This is a genomic window from Geothrix edaphica (assembly GCF_030268045.1).
GTDB classification, from domain to species: Bacteria; Acidobacteriota; Holophagae; order Holophagales; family Holophagaceae; genus Geothrix; species Geothrix edaphica.
Genome location: NZ_BSDC01000002.1, coordinates 210,859 through 231,465 on the forward strand (window position 1 = coordinate 210,859; position 20,607 = coordinate 231,465).

The 20,607-nt window shown below is 67.6% G+C and carries 15 protein-coding genes; 6 read left to right on the forward strand and 9 right to left on the reverse strand.

Features of this window, described 5'->3' with window-relative positions; genetic code table 11:
- Positions 1 to 22: 22 nt before the first annotated feature.
- The 9 genes from QSJ30_RS08805 to QSJ30_RS08845 all read right to left on the reverse strand — a co-directional run bounded on the left by QSJ30_RS08805 (position 23) and on the right by QSJ30_RS08845 (position 13,118).
- Positions 23 to 469: an RrF2 family transcriptional regulator gene (locus tag QSJ30_RS08805; RefSeq protein WP_285608460.1), complete on the reverse strand. Its 447-nt coding sequence runs from the start codon at positions 467 to 469 to the stop codon at positions 23 to 25.
- 235 nt (positions 470 to 704) lie between these two features.
- Positions 705 to 1,043 (reverse strand): ComEA family DNA-binding protein, encoded by a 339-nt coding sequence (locus QSJ30_RS08810; protein ID WP_285608462.1) that lies wholly within the window; start codon positions 1,041 to 1,043, stop codon positions 705 to 707.
- Positions 1,044 to 1,175: 132 nt separating this feature from the next.
- On the reverse strand, positions 1,176 to 3,800 hold the full coding sequence (locus QSJ30_RS08815; RefSeq protein WP_285608464.1) for an OmcA/MtrC family decaheme c-type cytochrome: 2,625 nt from the start codon (positions 3,798 to 3,800) through the stop codon (positions 1,176 to 1,178).
- A gap of 449 nt (positions 3,801 to 4,249) precedes the next feature.
- Positions 4,250 to 6,958: an OmcA/MtrC family decaheme c-type cytochrome gene (locus tag QSJ30_RS08820; protein ID WP_285608469.1), complete on the reverse strand. Its 2,709-nt coding sequence runs from the start codon at positions 6,956 to 6,958 to the stop codon at positions 4,250 to 4,252.
- Positions 6,959 to 7,208: 250 nt separating this feature from the next.
- Positions 7,209 to 7,613 carry a ComEA family DNA-binding protein gene (locus tag QSJ30_RS08825; RefSeq protein WP_285608470.1) on the reverse strand — a complete coding sequence of 135 codons (405 nt, stop codon included), beginning with the start codon at positions 7,611 to 7,613 and terminating at the stop codon, positions 7,209 to 7,211.
- A gap of 175 nt (positions 7,614 to 7,788) precedes the next feature.
- Positions 7,789 to 10,455, reverse strand: a complete 2,667-nt coding sequence (locus QSJ30_RS08830; RefSeq protein ID WP_285608471.1) for an OmcA/MtrC family decaheme c-type cytochrome — start codon at positions 10,453 to 10,455, stop codon at positions 7,789 to 7,791.
- Between the two features lie 154 nt (positions 10,456 to 10,609).
- A complete protein-coding gene (locus tag QSJ30_RS08835) occupies positions 10,610 to 11,260 on the reverse strand; it encodes a hypothetical protein (protein ID WP_285608472.1) in 651 nt (216 codons plus the stop codon).
- A 29-nt stretch (positions 11,261 to 11,289) separates the two neighbouring features.
- Positions 11,290 to 11,763, reverse strand: coding sequence for a hypothetical protein (locus tag QSJ30_RS08840; RefSeq protein ID WP_285608473.1), 474 nt, complete (start codon positions 11,761 to 11,763; stop codon positions 11,290 to 11,292).
- Complete coding sequence (locus QSJ30_RS08845) at positions 11,763 to 13,118, reverse strand: hypothetical protein (protein WP_285608474.1); 1,356 nt, start codon at positions 13,116 to 13,118, stop codon at positions 11,763 to 11,765. Before QSJ30_RS08845 ends, QSJ30_RS08840 begins: the two co-directional genes overlap by 1 nt.
- A 539-nt stretch (positions 13,119 to 13,657) precedes the next feature.
- Here QSJ30_RS08845 and QSJ30_RS08850 point away from each other — a divergent pair.
- From QSJ30_RS08850 to QSJ30_RS08875, 6 genes are all read left to right on the forward strand, one after another.
- Positions 13,658 to 15,304: a thiamine pyrophosphate-dependent enzyme gene (locus QSJ30_RS08850; RefSeq protein WP_285608475.1), complete on the forward strand. Its 1,647-nt coding sequence runs from the start codon at positions 13,658 to 13,660 to the stop codon at positions 15,302 to 15,304.
- The gene (locus QSJ30_RS08855; protein ID WP_285608476.1) at positions 15,301 to 15,900 is read left to right on the forward strand and encodes an indolepyruvate oxidoreductase subunit beta; all 600 of its coding nucleotides are present in this window, start codon (positions 15,301 to 15,303) and stop codon (positions 15,898 to 15,900) included. Before QSJ30_RS08850 ends, QSJ30_RS08855 begins: the two co-directional genes overlap by 4 nt.
- A gap of 1 nt (position 15,901) precedes the next feature.
- Positions 15,902 to 18,040 (forward strand): acetate--CoA ligase family protein, encoded by a 2,139-nt coding sequence (locus tag QSJ30_RS08860; protein ID WP_285608477.1) that lies wholly within the window; start codon positions 15,902 to 15,904, stop codon positions 18,038 to 18,040.
- A 63-nt stretch (positions 18,041 to 18,103) separates the two neighbouring features.
- The gene (locus tag QSJ30_RS08865) at positions 18,104 to 18,871 is read left to right on the forward strand and encodes a YwiC-like family protein (RefSeq protein ID WP_285608478.1); all 768 of its coding nucleotides are present in this window, start codon (positions 18,104 to 18,106) and stop codon (positions 18,869 to 18,871) included.
- A 71-nt stretch (positions 18,872 to 18,942) separates the two neighbouring features.
- Positions 18,943 to 19,389 (forward strand): RrF2 family transcriptional regulator, encoded by a 447-nt coding sequence (locus tag QSJ30_RS08870; protein WP_243302803.1) that lies wholly within the window; start codon positions 18,943 to 18,945, stop codon positions 19,387 to 19,389.
- A gap of 101 nt (positions 19,390 to 19,490) precedes the next feature.
- Positions 19,491 to 20,603, forward strand: a complete 1,113-nt coding sequence (locus QSJ30_RS08875) for a hypothetical protein (RefSeq protein ID WP_285608479.1) — start codon at positions 19,491 to 19,493, stop codon at positions 20,601 to 20,603.
- The last annotated feature ends 4 nt before the right edge of the window (positions 20,604 to 20,607 follow it).

Genomic DNA, 20,607 nt, shown 5'->3' on the forward strand with positions numbered 1-20,607 from the left:
GGGGCCCTTTGCCATCCTGCGCTCAGGCGAGGCCGTGGTCGGCGCGGAAGCGTTCCACCCCGGGGTCATGGTGGCGGGACATGTCCGCCAGGGTGACGGACCGCAGGCGCACCAGAATCTCGGCCAAGGTGTCCTTCCAGTAGTCATGGAGGACACAGGGCGTGTCCTCCGTGCAGCCTGCCAGGCCCATCAGGCAGCGCTTGCGCCAGGCCACGCCGTCGATGGCTTCCGAGAGGTCCTCCAGCGTGATCTCCGCGGCCGGCTTGGCCAGGACGACACCTCCGTGATGCCCTCTCCGGGCATTGACCAGGCCCTTCTTGGCCAGCTTGTGGACGAGCTTCGACAGGTAGGATCTCGGGATGCCGGTATAGTCCGCCACGGACTCCACCAGGACCGGCTGACCCCCGGGCTCCTGGAGGCAGCGCATGGCGCGCAGGGCGTATCCGGTGGTCTGGGAAAGGGGTAACACACGCACCTCCAGGCAAGGGGGCTTTCGGAGTCTCTTCAATGAGGATCATCCGGTAATCTAATGAGTCAACCACCCTTGTGACTTGCGTCACCATCTGAGTGACGGTTGGAAAAGAACTGCATCAGATTGTCGCCGTGGCACAGACGGGCGGACCGCCGGGCCCGGGAGGACGGAACCGCAAAGCGGGGCCCGCCGGGTCCCGGTTGGGACCGGCAATGTTGCTTTCCGGGGGCTGTCAGCGGACCGGGGCCTGCTGCTTGGCGATGACCCTGTCCTTGATCTTCGCGTAGACCTCGGCAGAGACGATGTGGCGCGTGAGGAGGTGGGCCTTGGAGCCGTAGGGCCGGCCCGCCACGATCCTGGCGGCCAGCTCCTCCGGGATGCCCAGCATGAAGCCCAGCTCGTTCTTGGTGGCGCCATTGATGTCCACGGGCTTCAGCTTTCCCTTGGCCCTGGGGCTGACGGACGGCGCCTGGCCCTTCACGGCCGGCTTGGCCTGGGCGGCCAGCGGGAGCCCGGCGGCCAGCAGCAGCAACGCGGTGGCCAGGGAGGTCCTGATGGAGCGGATCGTCATGGGTGGTCTCCGGAAGGGGCCTGAGTCCCCGGAAAGGAAAACACGGAAACGACCCGGGCACGGTCACGTACCCGGGTCGTCCATCTAATGCGGGAAGGGCGGGTGGATCATCGCCCTACCCGGGCCATCAACCTACTTGTGGAGCACGACAGGATCGAACGCGGACCCGGCGCCGTGGCAGGTGGCGCAGGACTCCCCAGCCGCGTTCAGGGCGCTGCGGTTCACCAGGATCTGGCCACCGTTGGTGACCATGTGGGCCTTGGCGGGAGCGCTGTCATGGCAGGTGACACAGGCGGCCGTGAACGGCGTGATCATCTTGTCGGTCGCGCTGACGGTGCCCAGGGAGGCCTTGGCATCCGCGGTGGTCAGGATGGCGCCGTTGTCGGCGATCTCGCGGCTCGACAGGAGCTTGCCCGTGGTGGGCAGGTTGTAGCCCGTGGGCGTGTGGCAGCTCTGGCAGTTGCTCAGGATGCCGGGGAAGCCGACGTTGGCGCCGTTGATGATGGCGATGGCGCCGGGGGTCCGGTCGCGGACGATCCTGATCGGGCTGGTGCGATCCGCGCCGGCGTGGATGCCGTGGATCATGTCCTTGAAGTTGTTCGTGGTCTGGGGGAAGGCCAACGCGAAGTTCGAGCCGGCGACGACCGGGTTGGGGATGGTGATGCCCCAGGCGGCCAGGTTGGCGGTGTCCTTGGCGGTGAACAGGCCCGCGGCGCGATAGGTCTCGAGGGCGGTGTCCGAGATGCCACGGCCGCTGGTGGTCAGGCCGGGAACGTGGCAGGTGACGCAGACCTGGACCTGGTAGACGCGGTTGCCGCCGTGACCCTCGAACCACTCATGGCAGTTCGCGCACTTGGCGGAGTCGATGACAGTGCGGCGGGCGGTGTCGCCCGTGACGGCCTTGACCACCGAGATCGCGTGGCGGGCGGCAGCCGGGCTCACCTGGGTGAAGTAGCCCTGGAGCGCGACGGAGCGCAGCGTGGCGGTGGCGGGGAAGGCATTGAGGATGGTCGCGGTGTAGTAGCCATCCGCATCGGCGGTGGCCGACATCGTGCCTGAGGTCAGGGCCTTGTTGGTGTCCAGCAGGTTGGCGATGGAGACCGTCAGGGGCTGGCCATTGGCGCGGCCGAGGTTGTTGTAGTCGGCCGGGGCGACGATGCCGTCCTGGTCCTGGGCATAGGCCATCAGGAAGCTGGGGGATCCGGTGAAGCCCGCGAGGGGGGCCGTCAGGCCCGCGGCGGCGGCGGCGAAGGTGACGGGGGTGCCGTCAGCCTTGATCCGGAACACGACCGTCGCGGTGGTACCGGAGACGGCGGCGGACTTGATCTCATAGGTGAAGTTCTTCAGGCCGGCGGCGACCGTCGGGTTGTGAGGCGTCACGTTGGCGGTCAGGTGGTAGGTCTTGATCGTGGCCGAGTCATGGCAGATGGTGCAGGCCGCGTCGTTGGCCTGGGGGACCAAGGTGCCCGGCATGTGGTTCGCGCCGGTGGCGAAGTCCACCTGGTCGTGGCAGGTGCCGCAGGCAAGACGGCTGGGCTTGAGGTTCCAGTTCTGGGCCTGGGCCACGCCGTCATGGCACTTGGAGCACATGCGCTGACCACCATCCAGCATCGAGTAGCCGAGCTTCTCGAACTTGACGTTGGCGTAGTTGTAGCCGTCCTTGGTCAGTTCCGACCCCATGTGGATCCGGTGGGCCATGGCGGTCAGGTCGCCCACGGCGCCGCCGTTGATCTTGCGCTGGCCGGCGACGGGGTCATAGCCCGTGGCCGTGGTGGCCGCTTCGGCATAGCCGAACTTCCGCTGATCGGTGTGGCAGACGGCGCAGTAGCGCACTTCGACGCGGCCGCCGCCGTGGAAGGCGAGCTTGTCGTGGCATTCGTTGCAGTTGTTGATGGACACGACGTCGCGGTTGTCCGCGCCGGCGGCCAGGACCGCGCCCGTGGCCGGCACGAAGTCGTAGATCACGTTGATGGGGTTTTCCAGGTTGACGGAAGGCGTCACGGTCACGCCATCGGGGGTATTGCTGCCGGTACCGCGCGCCGCGCCGGAGAACTGCAGGGCGATGCGGTGAACCAGGCTGGGGGCGTAGGTCACGTCGCCCAGGTCGGCCTTGGCGGCGGGAGCGGTGTAGGTCGCCGCATCCAGGGCCGCCTGAGTCTTGGTGATGTCACGGTAGAAGGTGTACTTGTAGGTGCCATCGCCGTTGTCCACCAGGGTGCCGGTGTTGTCGGTGGTGGGCGTGGTGGGGCCGGCCGGGATCGCGGCGCCGGTGGAGGCCTTGATGACTGGCACGGAGGTCACGATGTAGCTGACCCACTTGCTGGGGGCCTTGGTGGTGGCATCCTCGGGCACCAGCTTCGCGATGGCGAAGGCCAGGTTGGGATAGCCGGGCAGTGTGGCGAGGTTGCCGTTCCGATCCGGGACGGTGCTCTTCGTGGTGGCGGCGCCGAGGCCCACGATGGGCGTTCCGCCCGCGTCGGTCAGCTTGAAGGACACCACCGGGGCGGCGCCCATGGTGACGCTGGTGATCTGGCCCACGGGCTTGAGGGCGGCCCACGCTTCGGGCGTCAGCTTGGTGACGTTGACGACGGGGGTGGCATTGGTGCCGTTGGTCCCGTTCGTGCCGTTGGTGCCGTTCGTGCCGTTGGTGCCGTTGGCGCCGGCGGGGCCGGTCTTGCCGTCACAGGCGACCAGCGCGAGGAGCACGGCGGCTGCGGCGAGGGCGCCGCAGAGTTGTTTCAAAGGTCGGTGTTGCATGCTGCATTCTCCTTTGGGGAGTAGAGCTGCGGTTGTGGGGAGTAGGGGACGCTCCCACAGACGGGAGAGGTCGTGGATGCGGTTCGGCCGCTCGCACTGGCAGCCTGTGACACGAACAACACACGCACCTCCCGGGAGGAGAGTTCCAACGGGAATTCGTCAATGATGATCTACCGGTGATTTAACGAGTCAACCACCCTTGTGACGCGTGTCACCTACTGGTCATGGATTGTAAAAATCAACTGTCTGTTTTTGATGTTGCGAATCATTTCCCATCCCAGAATCACCCCGAAATCCCCCCTTCCCCCGATGTGCCGCCCGGCCGATTTGCCTGACGTTCGGGGCGGGCATGACAAAGCGAGGACCCAGCGCTGAAAGGCACCCGGGTCCTCACCGCATCGCTGTTGCTGGTCGCCAGGGCGCGGAAGGCCGCGCCCTGGCGGGGGACATTATTTGAAGTTCATGTGGACGGCCTTGATGTCAGCCGTGCGGCCGGGGCCGTGGCAGACCATGCACTGCTCGACCTTGAGGAGCGCCGTGGCGCGGGGTTCATAGAAGGCGCCGCCATTGCCCCTGAAGTGGGCGATCTCAGCAGCGGCGTCGTGGCAATTGGAGCAGGCCGCCGTGATCGGCGAACTCACCAGGGTGGTGGCAGCCGCGTCGGTGTACGCCGTGGTGGCGGAGGGGGAGAAGTTCGTCGAGAAGCCGGATCCGTAGACGGCGCCGGCGGTCACGAAGGGGGACCAGTAGGTGCCCGGGATGGTTTCCGTACCCGTGACGATGGTATTCACAGGATTCGGAACTGTGCCGGTGGCAACGGTGGTCCAGAGCAGGTTGGGAAGCGCGGCCGCGCTGGCGCTGTTCCGGAAATCGTACGAACCGGACACGTGGCAGGCTTCACAGTTGTTCAGGATCGCCGGGTAGGTGATCTCCCAGTACTTGTCGCCAGCAGCGGCTTCCCAGGAGTACTTGTTCGCGCGCTTGCCCGCGGAATGGAGGGCGTGGACCGCGTCCTTGATGTTCACGCCCCAGCCGTTGTTCACGCGGTTCACGTTGTGGCAGAAGGTGCAGGTCGGCGCATCGTTGCGCTGGCCGGCGTGGTAGACCTTCTCGGTGAAGACGCCGAGCGCGGCGTGGCAGTCATTGCACTTCTGGTTGGTGACGATGGCGCGGCGGGCGGTGCTGCCGCTGACCAGCTTGGTGACGTTGGGGGCCGGCACGCTCACGCCGCCCTGACCGGTGCCGGTCACCTGGACATACTTGCTCGTAGTGGTGTTGAAGGTGACCTGCAGGGGGGTGTAGGCGTAGCCTGCCACGTCGGTCTGGGTCAGGGGCTGGGTGGAGCTCAGGCCGTAGGTGTAGCCGATGCCGCCGGTCAGGTTCGTGGCGGTGGCGGGGATCACCACGCCCGTCATGGTCAGGGTGTAGTAGCCGCTGGCGTCGGGGCCCGAGAGGGTTCCGGCCGCCGTAGCCGCAAGGGCGTTGCCGTACTGGTCCTTGCCGTCCCCGCGCCAGATGTTCTTGACGTAGGTGCTGACGGACGCGTTCCAGTCGGCCGGAGTGGCGATGCCGTCCTGGGGCACGGAGAAGGTCAGGTAGACGCTGGGGCCGCCGGCATAGTTGTCCCAAAACTCAGGCGTGCTGGCGGTGCTCACGAAGGTCTTGAAGTCTTTCCGCAGGCCGTCTTCGAGGAAGCGGAAGACGAACACGGGCTGACGGCTCGCGTTCAGGCTGACCGACTGGAAGTCCCAGGTCACACGGTGGGCGCCGACGGGCAGGATGCCGGTGTAGGCGGCCACGTAGGAGGCGTTGGTGTTGTTGTTGCCGCCGGTGGCGACCAGCCAGGCATTGTTCGGGTTGGGGGCGACCACCGGCGTGTGGATGACCTGCATCTGCGAGGCCCCGTGGCAGCTGGCGCAGTTCTGGTCGCTGGTCTGGGCGCCACCGGCATGGTTCGCACCCGTGGCCCAGATGATGGCGTCGTGGCAGGCGCCACAGGCCAGGCGGCTGGGCACGCTGGTCCAGTTGCCGCCCTGGGCGGTCGCGGAAGCGCTGTGGCACTTCGTGCAGTTCCGCAGATCCTGCGGGTAGGTCACTTCGTTGTACTGGGTGCCGAACTGGTTGTAGCCCTGGTAGGTGAGGAGCTCGCCCGTGTGGATCTTGTGGATCATGTTGGGGAAGTTGGGCAGCGCCCGATCCTGGAGCCTGGCGGTGTAGATGCCGTAGGCACCGGGGACGAGGACATTGCCCGTGGCCGGCAGGGACTCGGTGGCACCGTACTTGTGCTGCTCGGTGTGGCAGACCACGCACAGCAGGACGTCATGGATGGGCGGGAAGTAGTTGGCGTGGAAGGCCAGCTTGGTGTGGCAGCTGTTGCAGGCGGCCTGGTCGGCGATCACCCGCTGGGCATCCGTGGCGGTGACGGCCTTGCCCGTGGAGGGGATGAAGTCGTAGGACAGGTTGGCGGAATCCAGCATCTGGATCGTGGTGCCGGGCTGTTTCCCGCCCGCGGTGATGATCAGCCGATGGGTGAGGGTCGGCTCGTAGGTCAGATCGTCCAGGTCGGCCTTGAGGTGGGTGGCATCGTAGACGGTGGCCGCATCGACGTAGCCTTTGACCTTGGTGATGTCGAGGGCGAAGGTGTAGGTGTAGGTGCCGTCGAGGTTGTCCTTCAGGGTCCCGTCGTTCTCATGCTCCGCGAAATGGGGCACGGCGGTCTGTCCGGCGGCGGGAGTCTCCGTGACGACGTAGTTCACCCAGCGGCTGGGGCTCCCCGTGGCTGCATTGGCGGGGACCAGCTTGGCGATGCTGAAGCCGAAGTTGGGGTAGATTCCGCTCGCGTTCTTGACGGCCAGGCCGCTCACGGGAGTGCCCATGCCGTCCGTGATCGTGAAGGTCACGACGGGCGCGCCGCCCATGGTCACGCTGTTGACCGCTCCCTTGAGGGCCAGCTTCGACCACTGGTCGCCGGTCAGCTGCTCGGCCTTCAAGGTGATGGTCGCGTTGGTGCCATTCGTGCCGTTGGTGCCGTTGGTGCCATTGGTGCCATTGGTGCCGTTGGCGCCGGCGGGGCCGGTCTTGCCGTTGCAGGCCACCAGGATCAGGATGGCCGCTCCCGCGACGAGACCGCAGAGGTGCTTCAAAGGTCGGTGTTGCATGGTTCATCCTCCTTCAGGGATTCGGACTGCAGACCTTCGGGCGAGATGGGGAGCACCGACCTACAGCGACCGCTGCCTCCTCATGATTTCGTCGATGAGGATCCTCCGGTAATTTAATGAGTCAATCATGCTTGTGATCCGTGTCACGTGCGGCGTGACAGTTCGATAAGTCCTCAACACAAAGGACCTCGGCGTCCGTACAGCAGGAAGCCCCCGTTTCCGAGGGCTTCCTGCTGGCCTGTTGCGGACTCTAACGGCCCTGGGGCTTCGCCGTGGGCTGCCGGGCCTCGATCCGCTTCCGGAGGCTCTGGAAGAGGTCGTTCGGCAGGACGTTCTTCGTCACCAGGAAGGCCTTGGAGAGGTACGGGCGGCCGGCGATGATCTTGTCGGCGTACGCATCCGTGATCCCCGGGAGGGTCTTCAGCTGGTCCTTGGTGGCGCTGTTGACATCGATGGCCTTCGCATCGGCATCCGCCTTGGCCTTCGCGCGGATCTTGGCCTTGGCCGCGAGGTCCTTGGCCCGGGCCGCCCTGGCGGCGGTGTTCTTGGGTGCCGTCTTCCGGGGGGGGTCGGTGTCCTCCTGGGCCCGGGCCGGGAGGCTCGGGAGCAGGAGGGCCGCAACGGTCAGCGCCAGGTTCAACAGGGGTTTCTTCATGGGGACCTCGTGAGGCGGACCGCCGATTCTCCGGCGGGAGCGCAAGGCCTGTCAACCGGCCGGAGGCTCGGTGGTGGAATCGGAAAAAGGACCCGGCGCTGGAAGGCATCCGGGTCCTCGTTCATGGCAGGTGCTGGTTGCCAGGACGCGGCAGGCCGCGTCCTGGCAGGGGACATTACCTGAAGTTCATGTGGACGGCCTTGATGTCGGCCGTGCGGCCGGAGCCGTGGCAGACCATGCACTGTTCGACCTTGAGCAGCGCGTTGGCACGGGTCTCGTAGAACGAGCCACCGTTGCCCCGGAAGTGGGCGACGGCCGTCGAGGAGTCGTGGCAGGAGGCGCAGGCGGCCGTGATCGGGGAGCTCACGAGGTTGGTCTTGGCGACATCCTGGGTGAGCACGCCGGTGGCGGCATTGTAGCTGGGGCCGGTGCCGTAGTTCGTGACGTTGTCGGCCACCACGTAGGGCGAGAGGGAGAAGTAGCCCGTGGGGTTCGTGGTGGGGTCGCTGTTGTAGGTGCCCTTGCCCACGGTGGAGAAGAGCATGTTCGGGATGGCCGCAGCGTTGGCGCTGTTGCTGAAGTCATAGGACCCGGGAACGTGGCAGGCCTCGCAGTTGTTCAGGATGGCCGGGTAGGTCACCTTCGCGAACGTGTCCGTGGGGGTGGGGGCGTGCCAGTTGAAGGGCACGGTCCGCTTGCCGGCGCCGTGAATGCCGTGGAGGAAGGTGCTGGCATTCGCGCTCCAGGCGCTGCTGGTCTGGTTGGGGTTGTGGCAGAAGTGGCAGGACTCGGCGTTGTTGCGCTCGCCCGCGTGGTAGGCGGAGGCGGTGAAGACGCCCAGGTTCTTGTGGCAGTCGTTGCACTTGGCGGTGTCCACGATGTTGCGGCGGGCAGTGGAGCCAGCCACGGTCATGAACTTGTTGGGCGCGGGCACGCTGAAGCCGCCCAACATCGTGACGGGATCATAGGCGAAGCTGGTGCTCCCCAGGTTGGGAACGTTGGTCTGGGTCAGCGACTGGCTGTTCTTGTTGTAGGTGTAGCCGATGCCGCCACGGAGCATGGTCGCATTGGCGGGGATCGCCACGCCGGTCATGGTCAGCGTGTAGTAGCCGCTGGCGTCGGGGCCCGTGAGGGTGCCGGCGCCGGTGCCGGTGGCGGTGCCATTCCAGACCTTCTTGATGTAGGCCGAGGCGGTGGCGTTGACATCAGCGGGGGCGGCAATGCCATCCTGCGGCACGGCGAAGGCCATGTAGACGCTGGGGCTGCCCACGAAGTTGTTCATCATCTCCGTGACCGTGCCGGCCGCGAAGGTGTTGAAGACGACGTCAGAGGTGGTGCCGTTGAGGGTCTGCTTGAACTTGAAGGTGAACACCGGGTGACGGGTCGCGTCGAGGGTGACACTCTTCAGGTCGTAGTCGATCTTGATGGCGCCCGGAGGCAGGTTGTTGCGGTCGCCGGCCAGGTAGGAGCCATTGGTATAGGCACCCGTGGCGAACGCCGGGTTCATGGGCGACACGGGGATGTGGTTGAGCTTGATGCCGGCCGCGCCGTGGCAGCCGGTGCAGTTCAGGTCGCTGGTCTGAGCGCCACCGCCGTGGTTGGTGCCGGCGGCCCAGTCGATGTTGTCGTGGCAGGCGCCGCAGGCCATGCGGCTGGGCTTGGTGTTCCAGTTGTCGCCCTGCGGGGTCGCGGCGATGGAGGCGGTGTGGCACTTGCTGCAGTTCCGCAGGTCCTGGGGGTAGGTGGTCTCGTTGAAGAGGATGCCGGCGTAGTTGTAGCCGTCCTTCTTCAGTTCCTCACCCGCGTGGAGGCGGTGGATGAAGGCGGGGAAGTCGCCCACGGCCATGCCGCCGATCTTGCGCTGGCCAGCCGTGGCGTCGTAGCCGGTGGCGGTGGTGGTGGCTTCCGCGAAGCCGAACTTGCGCTGGTCGGTGTGGCAGACCACGCAGTACTCGGCGTTGATCCGGGTGCTGCCGTGGAAGCCGTTGAACTTGGTGTGGCAGGTGTTGCAGGAGGAGGTGTCGACGATGTTGCGCTGCTCGTTGGCGGCGGTCACAGCCAGGCCGGTGGACGGAACGAAGTCGTACCACAGGTTGCCGGGAGTCAGGACGGGCACGCCGGCGACGCCGCTGTTGGAGCCGTCGGCAGTGTTGGAGCCGGTGCCGCGGGCATTGCCGCTGAGCTGCACAGTCACGCGGTGGGTCAGGGCGGCCTGGTAGGTCACGTCACCGAGGTCGGCCTTGGCACTGGGGGCGGTGTAGGTCAGGCCGTCCAGAGTGGTCTGGATGGCGGTGATGTCGCGGTAGAAGGTGTACTTGTAGGAGCCGTTGCCGTTGTCCACCAGCGTGCCGGTGTTGTCCGTGCTGGGCCGGGTCGCGGCGACGGCGGTGGTGCTGGTCGGCATGGTGGTGACGATGTAGCTCACCCACTTGCTGGGGCTGCCGTTCGTGCCGGGCACCAGCTTGGCGATGCTGAAGGACATGTTGGCGTAGCTGGGGACCAGGGCCGAGGCGGTCTTGCTGGTGAAGCCCAGGCCGACGATGGGGGTGCCCACGCCGTCGGTGACGGTGAAGTTCACCACGGGCTTGCCGTTCACCACGGAGGCGCTGGTGACGCTGCCCTTGAGGGTGAGCTGGCTCCACTGCTCGGGAGTGAGCTGGGCGGCGTTCACGGTGATGGTGGCGTTGGTGCCGTTGGTGCCATTGGTACCGTTGGTGCCATTGGTACCGTTGGTGCCGTTCGCACCGGCGGGGCCCGTTTTGCCGTTACAGCCGATCAGCACGAGGGCGACGGCTGCGGTGGCGATGAGGCCGCAGAGCTGTTTCAAAGGACGGTATTGCATGCTTCATTCTCCTTATTGGGAGTAAGACTGCTGTTGAGTGGCGGTGGGGTGAAAACGCTCGGAAGGACTAGCCGAATGGGCACCTCCCATGGAGGTCGTTACGGAAAGGGGCTGTCTTGGTGGTGGGAGGGACGGGGGTTGGCCCTCCTCTCGACTAGAAGCTCGTGCCGTGGCACAGGGTGTTGTTGAAGCAGCCGGGCGCCGTGCCGGCGGGTGCCGGAGTCACGGGCTTGAGGGAGGAGTTGGCCCCATTGAGGTGGCACTGGGCGCAGGCGGGGGCGTTCCCGCTGTTGGTGTTGACGTGGCTGGGCGAGGCGAACGTGGGACCGCGCCAGGGGGCGTCGGGGTGCGGCGCCTTGGTGTGGCAGGCCTTGCAGGAGACGGCGGCACCATCGGTGTAGTTCGCGCCGTGGCACTTGGTGCAGTAGGCGAAGCCGGAGCCGTCGACCACCGTCCCGCCGATCAGCTGGGTCATGGCCGGAGCAGCCTGGGCGCCCAGGCGACCGTGCTGGCTGGGATCCGCCCAGCCGGCGGGATGGTTCACGCCGTTCGCATGGCAGCTGAAGCAGCTCACCTTGGAGATGCCGCCCGCCTGGGCCGGATCCGAGGTGGATCCGTGGCAGGTGCGGCACTGGTCGGGCGCCTTGACGTAATCGATGTAGTGGACCTCGATCCAGTTGGTCGGGTGCTGTCCGGTGGAGGCGTTAAACGGAGCCCCCTTCCCGGCAGTTCCGGCGCATCCCCAGGCAAGAAGCGCGAGGAGCGTCGCGAAACAGCTTCCTACCATCAACTTAGTTCGGCTCATGGTGTTCCCCTTGGACACGTTTTCAGTTCCTACCGGTGGCAAGCCGCGCACTTCTCGTTGTTGGCCCGGCCATGGCAGGCGTAGCAGCTGGACGGATCCATCTTTCCTTCGATGCGATGCTGGGTCATGAAGTCACCCCGGTGCGGCGTGGCGCGGTCAGGCCGGTCGCTCAGGCGGGTGGCGGGCTTCATGGGGACCTTGCCGCCGTGGCAGTCCGCGCAGAAGGACTGGGCGTGGCAGGAGGCGCAGGTGTTGGCGTCCTGGTTGGCCTGGAAGCGGTGGTCCTTCACGAAGGTGGGTGTGTGGTCGAAGGACGCGTAGGGCTTGAGCGCGCCCTTGGCCACGTCGTTGCTGTGGCATTCGGAGCAGATGGGACGGCCCGCGCCCAGTTCCTGGGGGTGGGTGGCCGCGAAGCTGGCTTCTGGCGAGATGAGGCTGCACGCCGTCAGGACGCAGAGACCCAGCACGATGCCGACGATCTGGAGAATGGACTTCCGGGCCATTAGCGACCTCCCTTCTTAGCAAAGCCGAACCGATACTCGGCCCGCAGGAGCCCCCGGGTCTCGTGCCTGGCGACGGGGGTGCTTCCGTAGCTGATGTCTCCGGACACCTTCACGTTCGTGGTGGCCTGGTATCCGAGCGAGCCCACCACTTCATAGACGTTCCGGACCCCGACGAGGTAGGGGTTCTCGCTGTCGTAGCGCTGGAGGATGGCATCCAGGCTCGCGATGAGCTTGCCCTGGGTGGCCATGGCCCAGACGCGGGCTTCCTTGTGGCTCAGGCTGCGGTACGGGGTCGCAGGATCCACGAACCTGGTGTTCGCGGCGTTCACCCAGTGGCCACTGACGCCGCCGAGGAAGGACTTATCGCTGGCGGTCCAGCGGACCTCGCCACCGGCGCGGTTCACGTCGCCGAAGGTCTCGCGGTGCATGTGGCGGTAGTCGCCCACCAGCTGGACGACCGTGGAGGCGTTCCAGGTGATGCTGCCGCCGAAGCCGCGGAACTTGTCGTTCTCGTCCTGGCGGAAGAGGGAGGGCAGGTTGGTGCCGGCGAAGTAGTAGTTGAAGTTCCGCATGGCGTAGTTGCCGGTCATGGTGACCTGGTCGCCGAGCTTCACGGTGGCGGTGTAGTCGTGCTCGGCGGTGTTGGTCCGCTCGTTGGCGACGTTGAACACCGTGCGGCCCCGGAGGTCGAAGGCGGAGGCGGGCGCGAGGTGGAAGTCGGCGCCCAGCATCTTGCGCGTGTAGTCGACCGGAGAGGGAATGTCGAGATCCTTGGCCGCCTTGGTGCCGTCCTGGACGTAGGAGAGGCCGATCTCACCGACCTTGGGCATGCGCCAGGCCAGCCGGGTGCCCATGATGAAGTCGCGCTGGAACTCGTAGTCCGCCTGGTTCCGGGGATCCACCGTCTTGTAGTAGACCGGCTTCCCGCCGAAGGCCGAGATCGAGAAGCCGCCGCGCAGATCCGTCCGGACGCTGACGCCATCGACCTGCTCGAAACCGGTGGCCTGGTTGGCCGTGAAGCGGCCCGCCTTGATCTCGGCATTGGCCTGATCGAAGCGGTACTGCAGGTAGCCGTAGTTCAGGTAGCCGCCGGACTTGGAGCCGTCGAAATTGCTCACATCGCTCAGATCCGTCCGGCCCCATCCGAAGAGGTGCAGGGACAGGTTGTCGGTGCCGAGCTTGGTGGCGTCGATGCCCAGGTACTGGGTGGCCGGGGTGAAGGTGTTCTTGTCAAAGCCCGGCGTCTCCTGCTTCCACATCTGGGCCATGGTGGTGCCATACAGGCTCACCTCCTGGCCCCAGGCCGTGGCAGTCATCAGGGTGGCAAGCAGGACCACTTGGGTTCGTGGCTTCATGATTCGCCTCATGCGGTGGCGTGGATGGACCGGGGTGGAATAGCAGAAGGAGCAGGACCGTGTTCTATGGAAAGCCTTGCCAGTGCAGGCCGGACGCGGGTGAAAGCAGATGTGTGCGTCAGAAACCAAACTATAGCCCTCACTCTGGCTACCTCAAGGGCGGAAATGAATAATTCATGTATGAATGTATGCTTATTTTTTTAGCATCAAAAACATACAAATTGTGTTTTACACTATTTTTAAATATTATTAATAAACATGTTATAAAAATGGTAATTGTATAATAACAATATTTTAATTGTCATGATCATGACATGGATTCTCTGTTCAGACAAAGTTGTGACCTTTGCCACTGGGGATTGGTTCCCAACTTCGGGGCCATGATTTGCCCGCCCCTGAAGCTCCTTTCAATGCGGCAGGGTCGGAGGACCCTCCAGGTGGTGGTCGGACCAGTCGCATGGTCGGACCAGCCCTCCCTGTGACCCCCGGCACTGAGTCGCCTCCGCATACTTCCCACTTGGAAAAGGTTGGAGGTTTTCATGGTTCAGAGCACCCTCGCGCTGGGGGTCGAAGCGGTGGGATGTGCCGCCTTCGATGCCGGCATCAAAGGCGCGTTCGGTTATCCGGGCACGCCATCCACGGAGGGGTTCGAGGCGGTCGAGCTGCTCATCCATGGGGCCCAGGACGGCCGGGTGGCCCAGTGGGCCGCCAATGAGAAGGTGGCCTACGACCTGGCCATGGGCATGAGCTATTCGGGGTTCCGCGCCCTGGTGACCATGAAGCACGTGGGCCTGAACGTGGCCATGGACGCCTACGCCAACTCCGCCCTCACCGGCGTCCGCGGCGGCCTCGTGCTGCTGGTGGCGGATGACCCCGGCATGCACAGCAGCCAGAACGAGCAGGACAGCCGCCGCCTGGCGGAGTTCGCCTGGCTGCCCTGCCTGGAGCCCAGCACGGTCCAGGAATGCTACGACTTCACCCTCCGGGCCTTCGAGCTGTCCGAGGCCCTCCAGGTGCCCGTGATGCTGCGCATCGTGACCCGTCTGGCCCACTGCCGCGCGGCCCTGGCGCGACGGGCGGCCCTGGCGCCCGCCGGCCTGGGTCCCGTTCCGGCCTCCGCCATCCAGGACTGGGTGCTGATCCCCGCCAACGCCCGCCGCCGCTATGTGGACCTGCTGGAGAAGCAGCCCCGCCTGATGGCCGAAGCCACACCCCTGAACCGCCTCGTCCCCGGCTCCGCCCGCCGTGGCGTGGCCCTGTCGGGCATGGGCCGGGCCTACTTCGGCCAGCTGCTCCACGAGAACCCGGCCCTGGCGGACCTGCCCCGCCTGGAGATCGCCGCCTACCCCGTGGATCCGGGCCTGGAGCAGGCCTTTCTGGCCCAGGTCGACGAGGTGGTGGTCTTCGAGGAGGACTATCCGGTGCTGGAGGAGCGCCTGGGCCTGCGCGGCACCGCCAAGGTCCGCGGCCGCCTGGACGGCGCCCTGCCCCGCACGGGCGAACTCACGCCCCGCCTGCTGAAGGGTGCCCTCGGCCTGGAGGCCCCGGCCGGGAAGGCCGCGGCCGCCCTCGAGCTGCCCATCCGTGGCCCCCGCTTCTGCGACGGCTGCGGCCACGTGGACGCCTACGAGGCCCTGCAGGAGGCCCTGGCCCAGGTCGGCGCCCCGGAGACCCGCGTCTTCGGCGACATCGGCTGCTACACCCTGGCCGCCCAGGAGCCCATGGCGGCCATCCACGCGGTGGTGGAGATGGGCGCCAGCATCAGCATGGCCGTGGGTGCGGCCCTGGCGGGCCAGACGCCCTCCGTGGCCGTCATCGGCGATTCCACCTTCGGGCACAGCGGACTGCCGGCCCTGCTGACAGCCGCCGACGCCGGCGTGAACGTCACCGTGATGATCCTCGACAACCGCGTGGTGGGCATGACGGGCCAGCAGCCCAGCCAGGCCCTCGACCAGGTCGAGCGCATGGTGCGGGGCATGGGCCTCCAGGAGGACCAGCTCCAGGTGCTTCTGCCTGTGCCCAGGCAGCACGACGCCAATGTGGCGGCCGTCGCGGCCGCCCTGCGGCATCCCGGCCTCTCGGTGGTGGTGTTCCGCCGGGAGTGCATCCAGTCCATCCGCCGCGGCGTCCTGAAGGATCACGACCGCCAGGAGCGCGAGCGCTGCACCACCGAGGTCTGCTCATGAACGTCCCCCGCATCCACGGCATCGTCCTGTCCGGCGTCGGCGGCCAGGGGGTGCTCTCCCTCGCCCAGATCCTGCTGGAGGCCCTGCGGCGCAGCGGCCTCCACGCCCTCCAGTCCGAGATCCACGGCATGAGCCAGCGGGGCGGCAGCGTCCACGCCCAGGTCTGCTACTCGGAGATCCCCCTCACCTCGCCCATCCTCGACGAAGGCGGTGCCGACCTGCTGGTGGCCCTCGAGCCCCTGGAGGCCCTGCGCTACGTGTCCATGCTCCGCATGAACGGACACCTGGTCGTGGCGGAGGAACCCCAGATGGACATGGCGGGCTACCCGCCCCTGGATGACGTCTACGCGGCCCTCAAGACCGTGCGCGGCGCCCACCTCGTCGACACCGAGGACCTGGCCCGCCGGCTCAACCACCGCCAGGCCGGCGGCATGGCCCTGCTGGGCATGGCCTCGAAATTCCTTCCCGTGGCTGACGCCGTCTGGCACGAGGTGATCGCCCAGCGCTTCGAAGCCAAGGGCGCGCGCGTCACCGAGAAGAACCTCGAGGCCTTCGAGGCCGGCCGCGGCCTGATCCACGACCCAGTGGGAGCCTGACATGCACACGACCACGGGATTCCTCCACGAGGAGCGGGCCTACGGCCTGCTCGCCGCCGCGGGCCTGCGGGTGCCCCGCCACGGCTTCCTGGATGCGGGGCCCCTGCCCTTCGCGCCCGGCGAACCCATCGTCCTCAAGGGCATCGCGGACCAGCTCTGGCACAAGTCCGACAAGGGGGCCGTCCACTTCGGACCCTTCGATGAGGCCGCCCTGAGGGCCGAGGCGGAGGCCATGCGCCAGCGGGTGGCGGAGCACCCCTGGATCGGCGGGCTGGTCTGCGAGAAGGTCGCCTTCAAGCGCCTGGGGGGCCTGCCGACCGAGGCCCTGGTCTCCCTCAAGCGCGATCCGGATGCGGGCTGGCTCGTGATCTGCGGCATCGGCGGCCTCCAGGCCGACGCCTGGGCCGTCCTGGCCCCGCCCCTGATCTGGCCCCTGGCCCTCTGCACCCCGGACCAGGCCCTCACGGATCTGCGCGACCACTGGCTGGGCCGCACCTGGCTGGGCCGCCAGCGCGGCACCGAGGCGCTCACGGAAGAACCGAAGCTGCTCGCCTTCCTCCAGGGCCTGTGGCGCGCCGCGGAAGGCCTGGAACGCGAAGGCGTCACCCTGCTCGAGCTCAATCCCGTGGTGCTCGACGGCGAGGGCCTGCCCACGGCCCTGGATGGCGTGGGCACCCTCGACGCCGCCGTGGCCGCGCCGCCGGCGGTGCCGGACCCGGCCTGGTACCGGGCCCTGGTGGCCCCGCGCGACCTCGTCATCGCCGGCGTGTCCAGCCGCGCAGGCACCGTGGGCCGCATCATCCTGGAGAACGCGCAGCGATCCACGCTGCCCGCAGGCGCCATCCGCCTCATCAAGCCCGGCGCGACCGAGTTCCTGGGGCTTCCCTGCATCGAGTCCGTGGCGGACCTGGCCGCGGCCCCGACCGATCAGCTCATCGTCTCCCTCCCCGCACCCGTGACGCTCGAGGTGGTCGAACAGCTCTGCCGCCAGGGCGGCGGCGCCACCGTCGTCTATGTGGTGGCGGGGGGCCTGGGTGACGGCGCCGACACCGAGGGCCTCGGCCAGCGGCTCGTGGCCTGCCTTGAGGAACACCGCCGCGCCGGCAAGTGGACCCCGGCCCTGGTGGGCCCCAACGGCCTGGGCCTCTACAGCCCCGACCAGAACCTGAACACCCTCTTCATCCCCGACGAGAAGCTGCCCCTGCGCCCCCGCTCTGGCCACGCGGCCCTGGTGAGCCAGAGCGGCGCCTTCCTCATCACGCGCCTGAGCCGCCGCCCCGAGCTGGGCCTCCGCGCCGCCGTGGCCATCGGCAACCAGATGGACCTGCGCTGCTCGGACTTCCTGGCGGGCTTCGGCTCGGATCCCGCCGTGCAGGTGGTGGGCGCCTACCTGGAGGGCTTCGCCCCCGGGGACCTCAAGGCCACCGCCGAGGTGGCGGCGAAACTCCGCGCCACCGGCCGCCGCGTGCTGCTCTACAAGGGCGGGCGCAGCCAGGAGGGCATGGCCGCCGCCAGCAGCCACACGGGCGCCCTGGCCGGCGATCACGCCCTGCAGGCCAGCGTGCTGCGCCGGGCGGGGGTGATGCTCGCCGAGCGCATCGAGGCCTTCGACGCCGCCCTCTCCTGGCTGGGCGCCTACGCCAAGGGCACGCCCCGCCGCGTGGCCATCCTGACCAATGCGGGCTTCGAGTCCGTGGCCTCGGCCGATCTGCTGGAGGGCCCCTTCCGGGGTTCGAGGCTCACGGAGGCCGAAACCGCCGACCTGACGGCCACCATCGAAGCCCACGGCCTCACGGGCCTCGTGAGTCCCCGCCTGCCCCTGGACCTCACCCCCATGGCCGACGAGGCCGCCTACCTGGCCGGCGCCCGCCTGCTGCTGGCCTCCGAGGCCGACGTGGTGGTGGTGGGCCTGGTACCCCTCACCCGCCGCCTGGGCACCGCGGATCCGGCGGCCTTCGGGCCCTTCGCGCGGGCCCTGGCCGCCCTCGCCTCGGGGAGCGGCAAGTGGCTGGGCGTGGCCGTGGAGGGCGGCGTCCTCTACGACGCCTACCGCCAGGGTCTCCGGGAGGCCGGCCTGCCCGTCTTCCTCACCATGGAGGAGGCCCTGGAGGGGCTGCGGCTCATCGCCTCCGAAGTGTGATCCCCCGCATGGCAAGACCCGGGACTTGCGGTCAGACTCTATTTCGGACCTGAAAGGGCTGAAATGTCCCGAATCCTCCCCCCCTGGCGCACCCTCCTGCCCGCCGAACACGGCAGCTGGTTCATGCTCGGGTTCCCGCTGGTGCTGGGTCTGCTGCTCCGCCCCAGCTTGGCGGGCCTCTGCCTGGGCCTGGCCGCACTGGCCTTCTTCCTCAGCCGTCCCTCGCTCCGGCGGGTGCTCACCGGCCAGCGGGATCCTCTCCAGATCCGCGCCCTGCTTCTCTTTGGGGTCCTCGCGGGCGACTTCGGAGTACTCGCCCTCCTGATTTCAGGTCCCTGGTTCCTGATCCCCCTGGCCTGCGTGGCTCCCCTGGTGCTCCTCGCCCTGCGGGCCGACCTCCAGCGGGCCGTGCGCTCCCTGGCCGTGGAGCTGGCCGCCCAGGGCGCCTTCGCGGGCCTGGCCGCCGCCATCCTCGCGGCCGGTGGGGGCTCGCTACCGGAGGCCGGCCGGGCCTGGCTGCTGGTCACCCTGGTGGGCGGCGCCAACCTGGCCCACGTGCGGCGCCTCCTGGGCCATGCCCACAAGCTGGCCGAGGAGGAACTGCAGCGTCGGCGGATCCCCGTCCATGTCCTCCACCTGCTGCTGATCGGCGTCTCCGCCCTGCTGCTCGCCCCGCGGGGCCTCGCGGGGCTCCTCTGGACCGGCTGGACGGGTCTGCTCTACCTGCGGGCCCTGGTCCCCTACCGACCCCTGCCGGCCCGCACCCTGGGCTGGCGGGAGGGGGGCCTCAGCGTGCTAGGGCTCCTGCTCCTCTGGCGGGCCCTGCTCTGACCGGAATCACATTTGGGGCAGGACTCCGGAATCTCTGAACATGCTCTGCAAATCGGAAGTAATATTCCGGAATGATCTTCTCGACCGCCACCGGCTATGCCCTCCGAGCCCTCGCCGCCCTGCCCGAGGATGGGAGCTTCTGCCTGGCCAAGGACCTGTCGGCCCGCCTGGAGCTGCCCGGCCCCTACCTCGCCAAGATCCTCCAGGGCCTGGTGCAGGCCGAGATCCTCGAATCCGTGCGGGGCCCCAAGGGCGGGTTCCGCCTGCTGCGGCCCTCCCACCGGATCACCGTGGGCGAGGTCGTCATCGCCCTAGAGGGCCCGAACTCCATGGACGGCTGCATCATGGGCTTCCCCACCTGCGGCGGCGACCACCCCTGCCCCCTGCACGAGGCCTGGGGCGCCGTGAAGGCCCAGGTGGCCACCTCCATGACCGAGGCCACCATCCGGGACCTGCAGCTCATGGACCTGCGGCACCAGAAGGAAGCTAAGGACCGCCCGCCCTGCGAAAGGCCCTGATCCGGCACACAGATCTCAAGCCTTGATGCGCCGTCCTTTTGTCTTAAATTAGGACTCTCTGGTCCGTTTCGCCGTCCTCGTCTGTTCCTTGGAGCCCAGCCATGAGCCCCTTCGCCGATCTCGACCTCGAAGCCCGGCCCCTGGTGGGGGCCACCCTAGCCACCCTGGGGCTCTGCGGCCTGGTGGCCCTGGGCAGCCGGGGCGGTCGCTGGCTGGACCCGGCCCTCCTGGGCTACCTGCTGGCCACCCTCTTCGCCTGCTTCGGCGTGGCCTACCGCTACTTCTCCTGGATCGAGCGGCCCGCCACGCGGATGTATTTCAAGCACACGCTCCGCACGCTGCTGTCCCCCAGGGCCATCAAGGCGGTGCCCCGGATGGCCGTACTGGCGCTGGACCAGATCGTGCTCCAGCGCTTCATCGAGAAGCGCTCCCTCAAGCGCTGGGGCGCCCATGCGCTCCTGGCCTGGGGCTGCCTCCTGGGCTTCGCCGTGACCATCCCCCTGGTCTTCGGCTGGGTGCGCTTCACCAGCGAGGGCCTGGACGCCACCCGCTACCAGGCCTGGGTGCTCGGCTTCCCGGCGGGCTCCTTCCCCCTCGACAGCTTCATCGCCTTCTGCAGCTTCCATGTCCTGGACCTGGCGGCGGTCATGGTCATCGCCGGCTGCGTGCTGAGCCTCATCCGCCGCAAGCAGGACGAGGGCGACACCGCGACCCAGCGCTTCGACTTGGACCTGCTGCCCCTGGTGCTCCTCATCGCCGTGAGCATGACCGGCCTGCTGCTCACCGCCTCGGAGAAGTGGCTCCAGGGTCGCAACTTCGCCACCCTGGCCTTCCTCCACGAGCTGACGGTCATCCTCCTGCTGCTGGGCCTGCCCTTCGGCAAGCTCTTCCACGTGGTGCAGCGGCCCGCCCAGGTGGGCGTGACGATCTACAAGGCCGAGGGCGAAGCCGAGGGGCGCCAGGCCTGCAAGAGCTGCGGCACACCCTTCATCCGGGCCAACCAGCGCCGCGATCTGGAGGCCCTCTGGAAGGAGCTCGAGCTGGACGGGGCCCGGCACAGCGCGTCCGTCCACCACCTGGACCTCTGCCCCAGATGCAAGCGGCGGCTCGTGGCCAAGGCCCAGAGCACGCGGCTCCATGGCGCTTTCGATCCCTTCGCCACGATCCCCGTACTGGCGGAACCCATTTCCGATCCCATCAGCATGAAGTCCTGAGAGG

Coding starts and splice junctions, on each gene's coding strand:
- QSJ30_RS08825 (WP_285608470.1), bottom strand. CDS start 7,613: ATGAAGAAACCCCTGTTGAACCTGGCGCTGACCGTTGCGGCCCTCCTG.
- QSJ30_RS08865 (WP_285608478.1), top strand. CDS start 18,104: ATGTCCCGAATCCTCCCCCCCTGGCGCACCCTCCTGCCCGCCGAACAC.
- QSJ30_RS08815 (WP_285608464.1), bottom strand. CDS start 3,800: ATGCAACACCGACCTTTGAAACAACTCTGCGGCGCCCTCGCCGCAGCC.
- QSJ30_RS08860 (WP_285608477.1), top strand. CDS start 15,902: ATGCACACGACCACGGGATTCCTCCACGAGGAGCGGGCCTACGGCCTG.
- QSJ30_RS08830 (WP_285608471.1), bottom strand. CDS start 10,455: ATGCAATACCGTCCTTTGAAACAGCTCTGCGGCCTCATCGCCACCGCA.
- QSJ30_RS08820 (WP_285608469.1), bottom strand. CDS start 6,958: ATGCAACACCGACCTTTGAAGCACCTCTGCGGTCTCGTCGCGGGAGCG.
- QSJ30_RS08840 (WP_285608473.1), bottom strand. CDS start 11,763: ATGGCCCGGAAGTCCATTCTCCAGATCGTCGGCATCGTGCTGGGTCTC.
- QSJ30_RS08845 (WP_285608474.1), bottom strand. CDS start 13,118: ATGAAGCCACGAACCCAAGTGGTCCTGCTTGCCACCCTGATGACTGCC.
- QSJ30_RS08810 (WP_285608462.1), bottom strand. CDS start 1,043: ATGACGATCCGCTCCATCAGGACCTCCCTGGCCACCGCGTTGCTGCTG.
- QSJ30_RS08850 (WP_285608475.1), top strand. CDS start 13,658: ATGGTTCAGAGCACCCTCGCGCTGGGGGTCGAAGCGGTGGGATGTGCC.
- QSJ30_RS08835 (WP_285608472.1), bottom strand. CDS start 11,260: ATGAGCCGAACTAAGTTGATGGTAGGAAGCTGTTTCGCGACGCTCCTC.
- QSJ30_RS08875 (WP_285608479.1), top strand. CDS start 19,491: ATGAGCCCCTTCGCCGATCTCGACCTCGAAGCCCGGCCCCTGGTGGGG.
- QSJ30_RS08855 (WP_285608476.1), top strand. CDS start 15,301: ATGAACGTCCCCCGCATCCACGGCATCGTCCTGTCCGGCGTCGGCGGC.
- QSJ30_RS08870 (WP_243302803.1), top strand. CDS start 18,943: ATGATCTTCTCGACCGCCACCGGCTATGCCCTCCGAGCCCTCGCCGCC.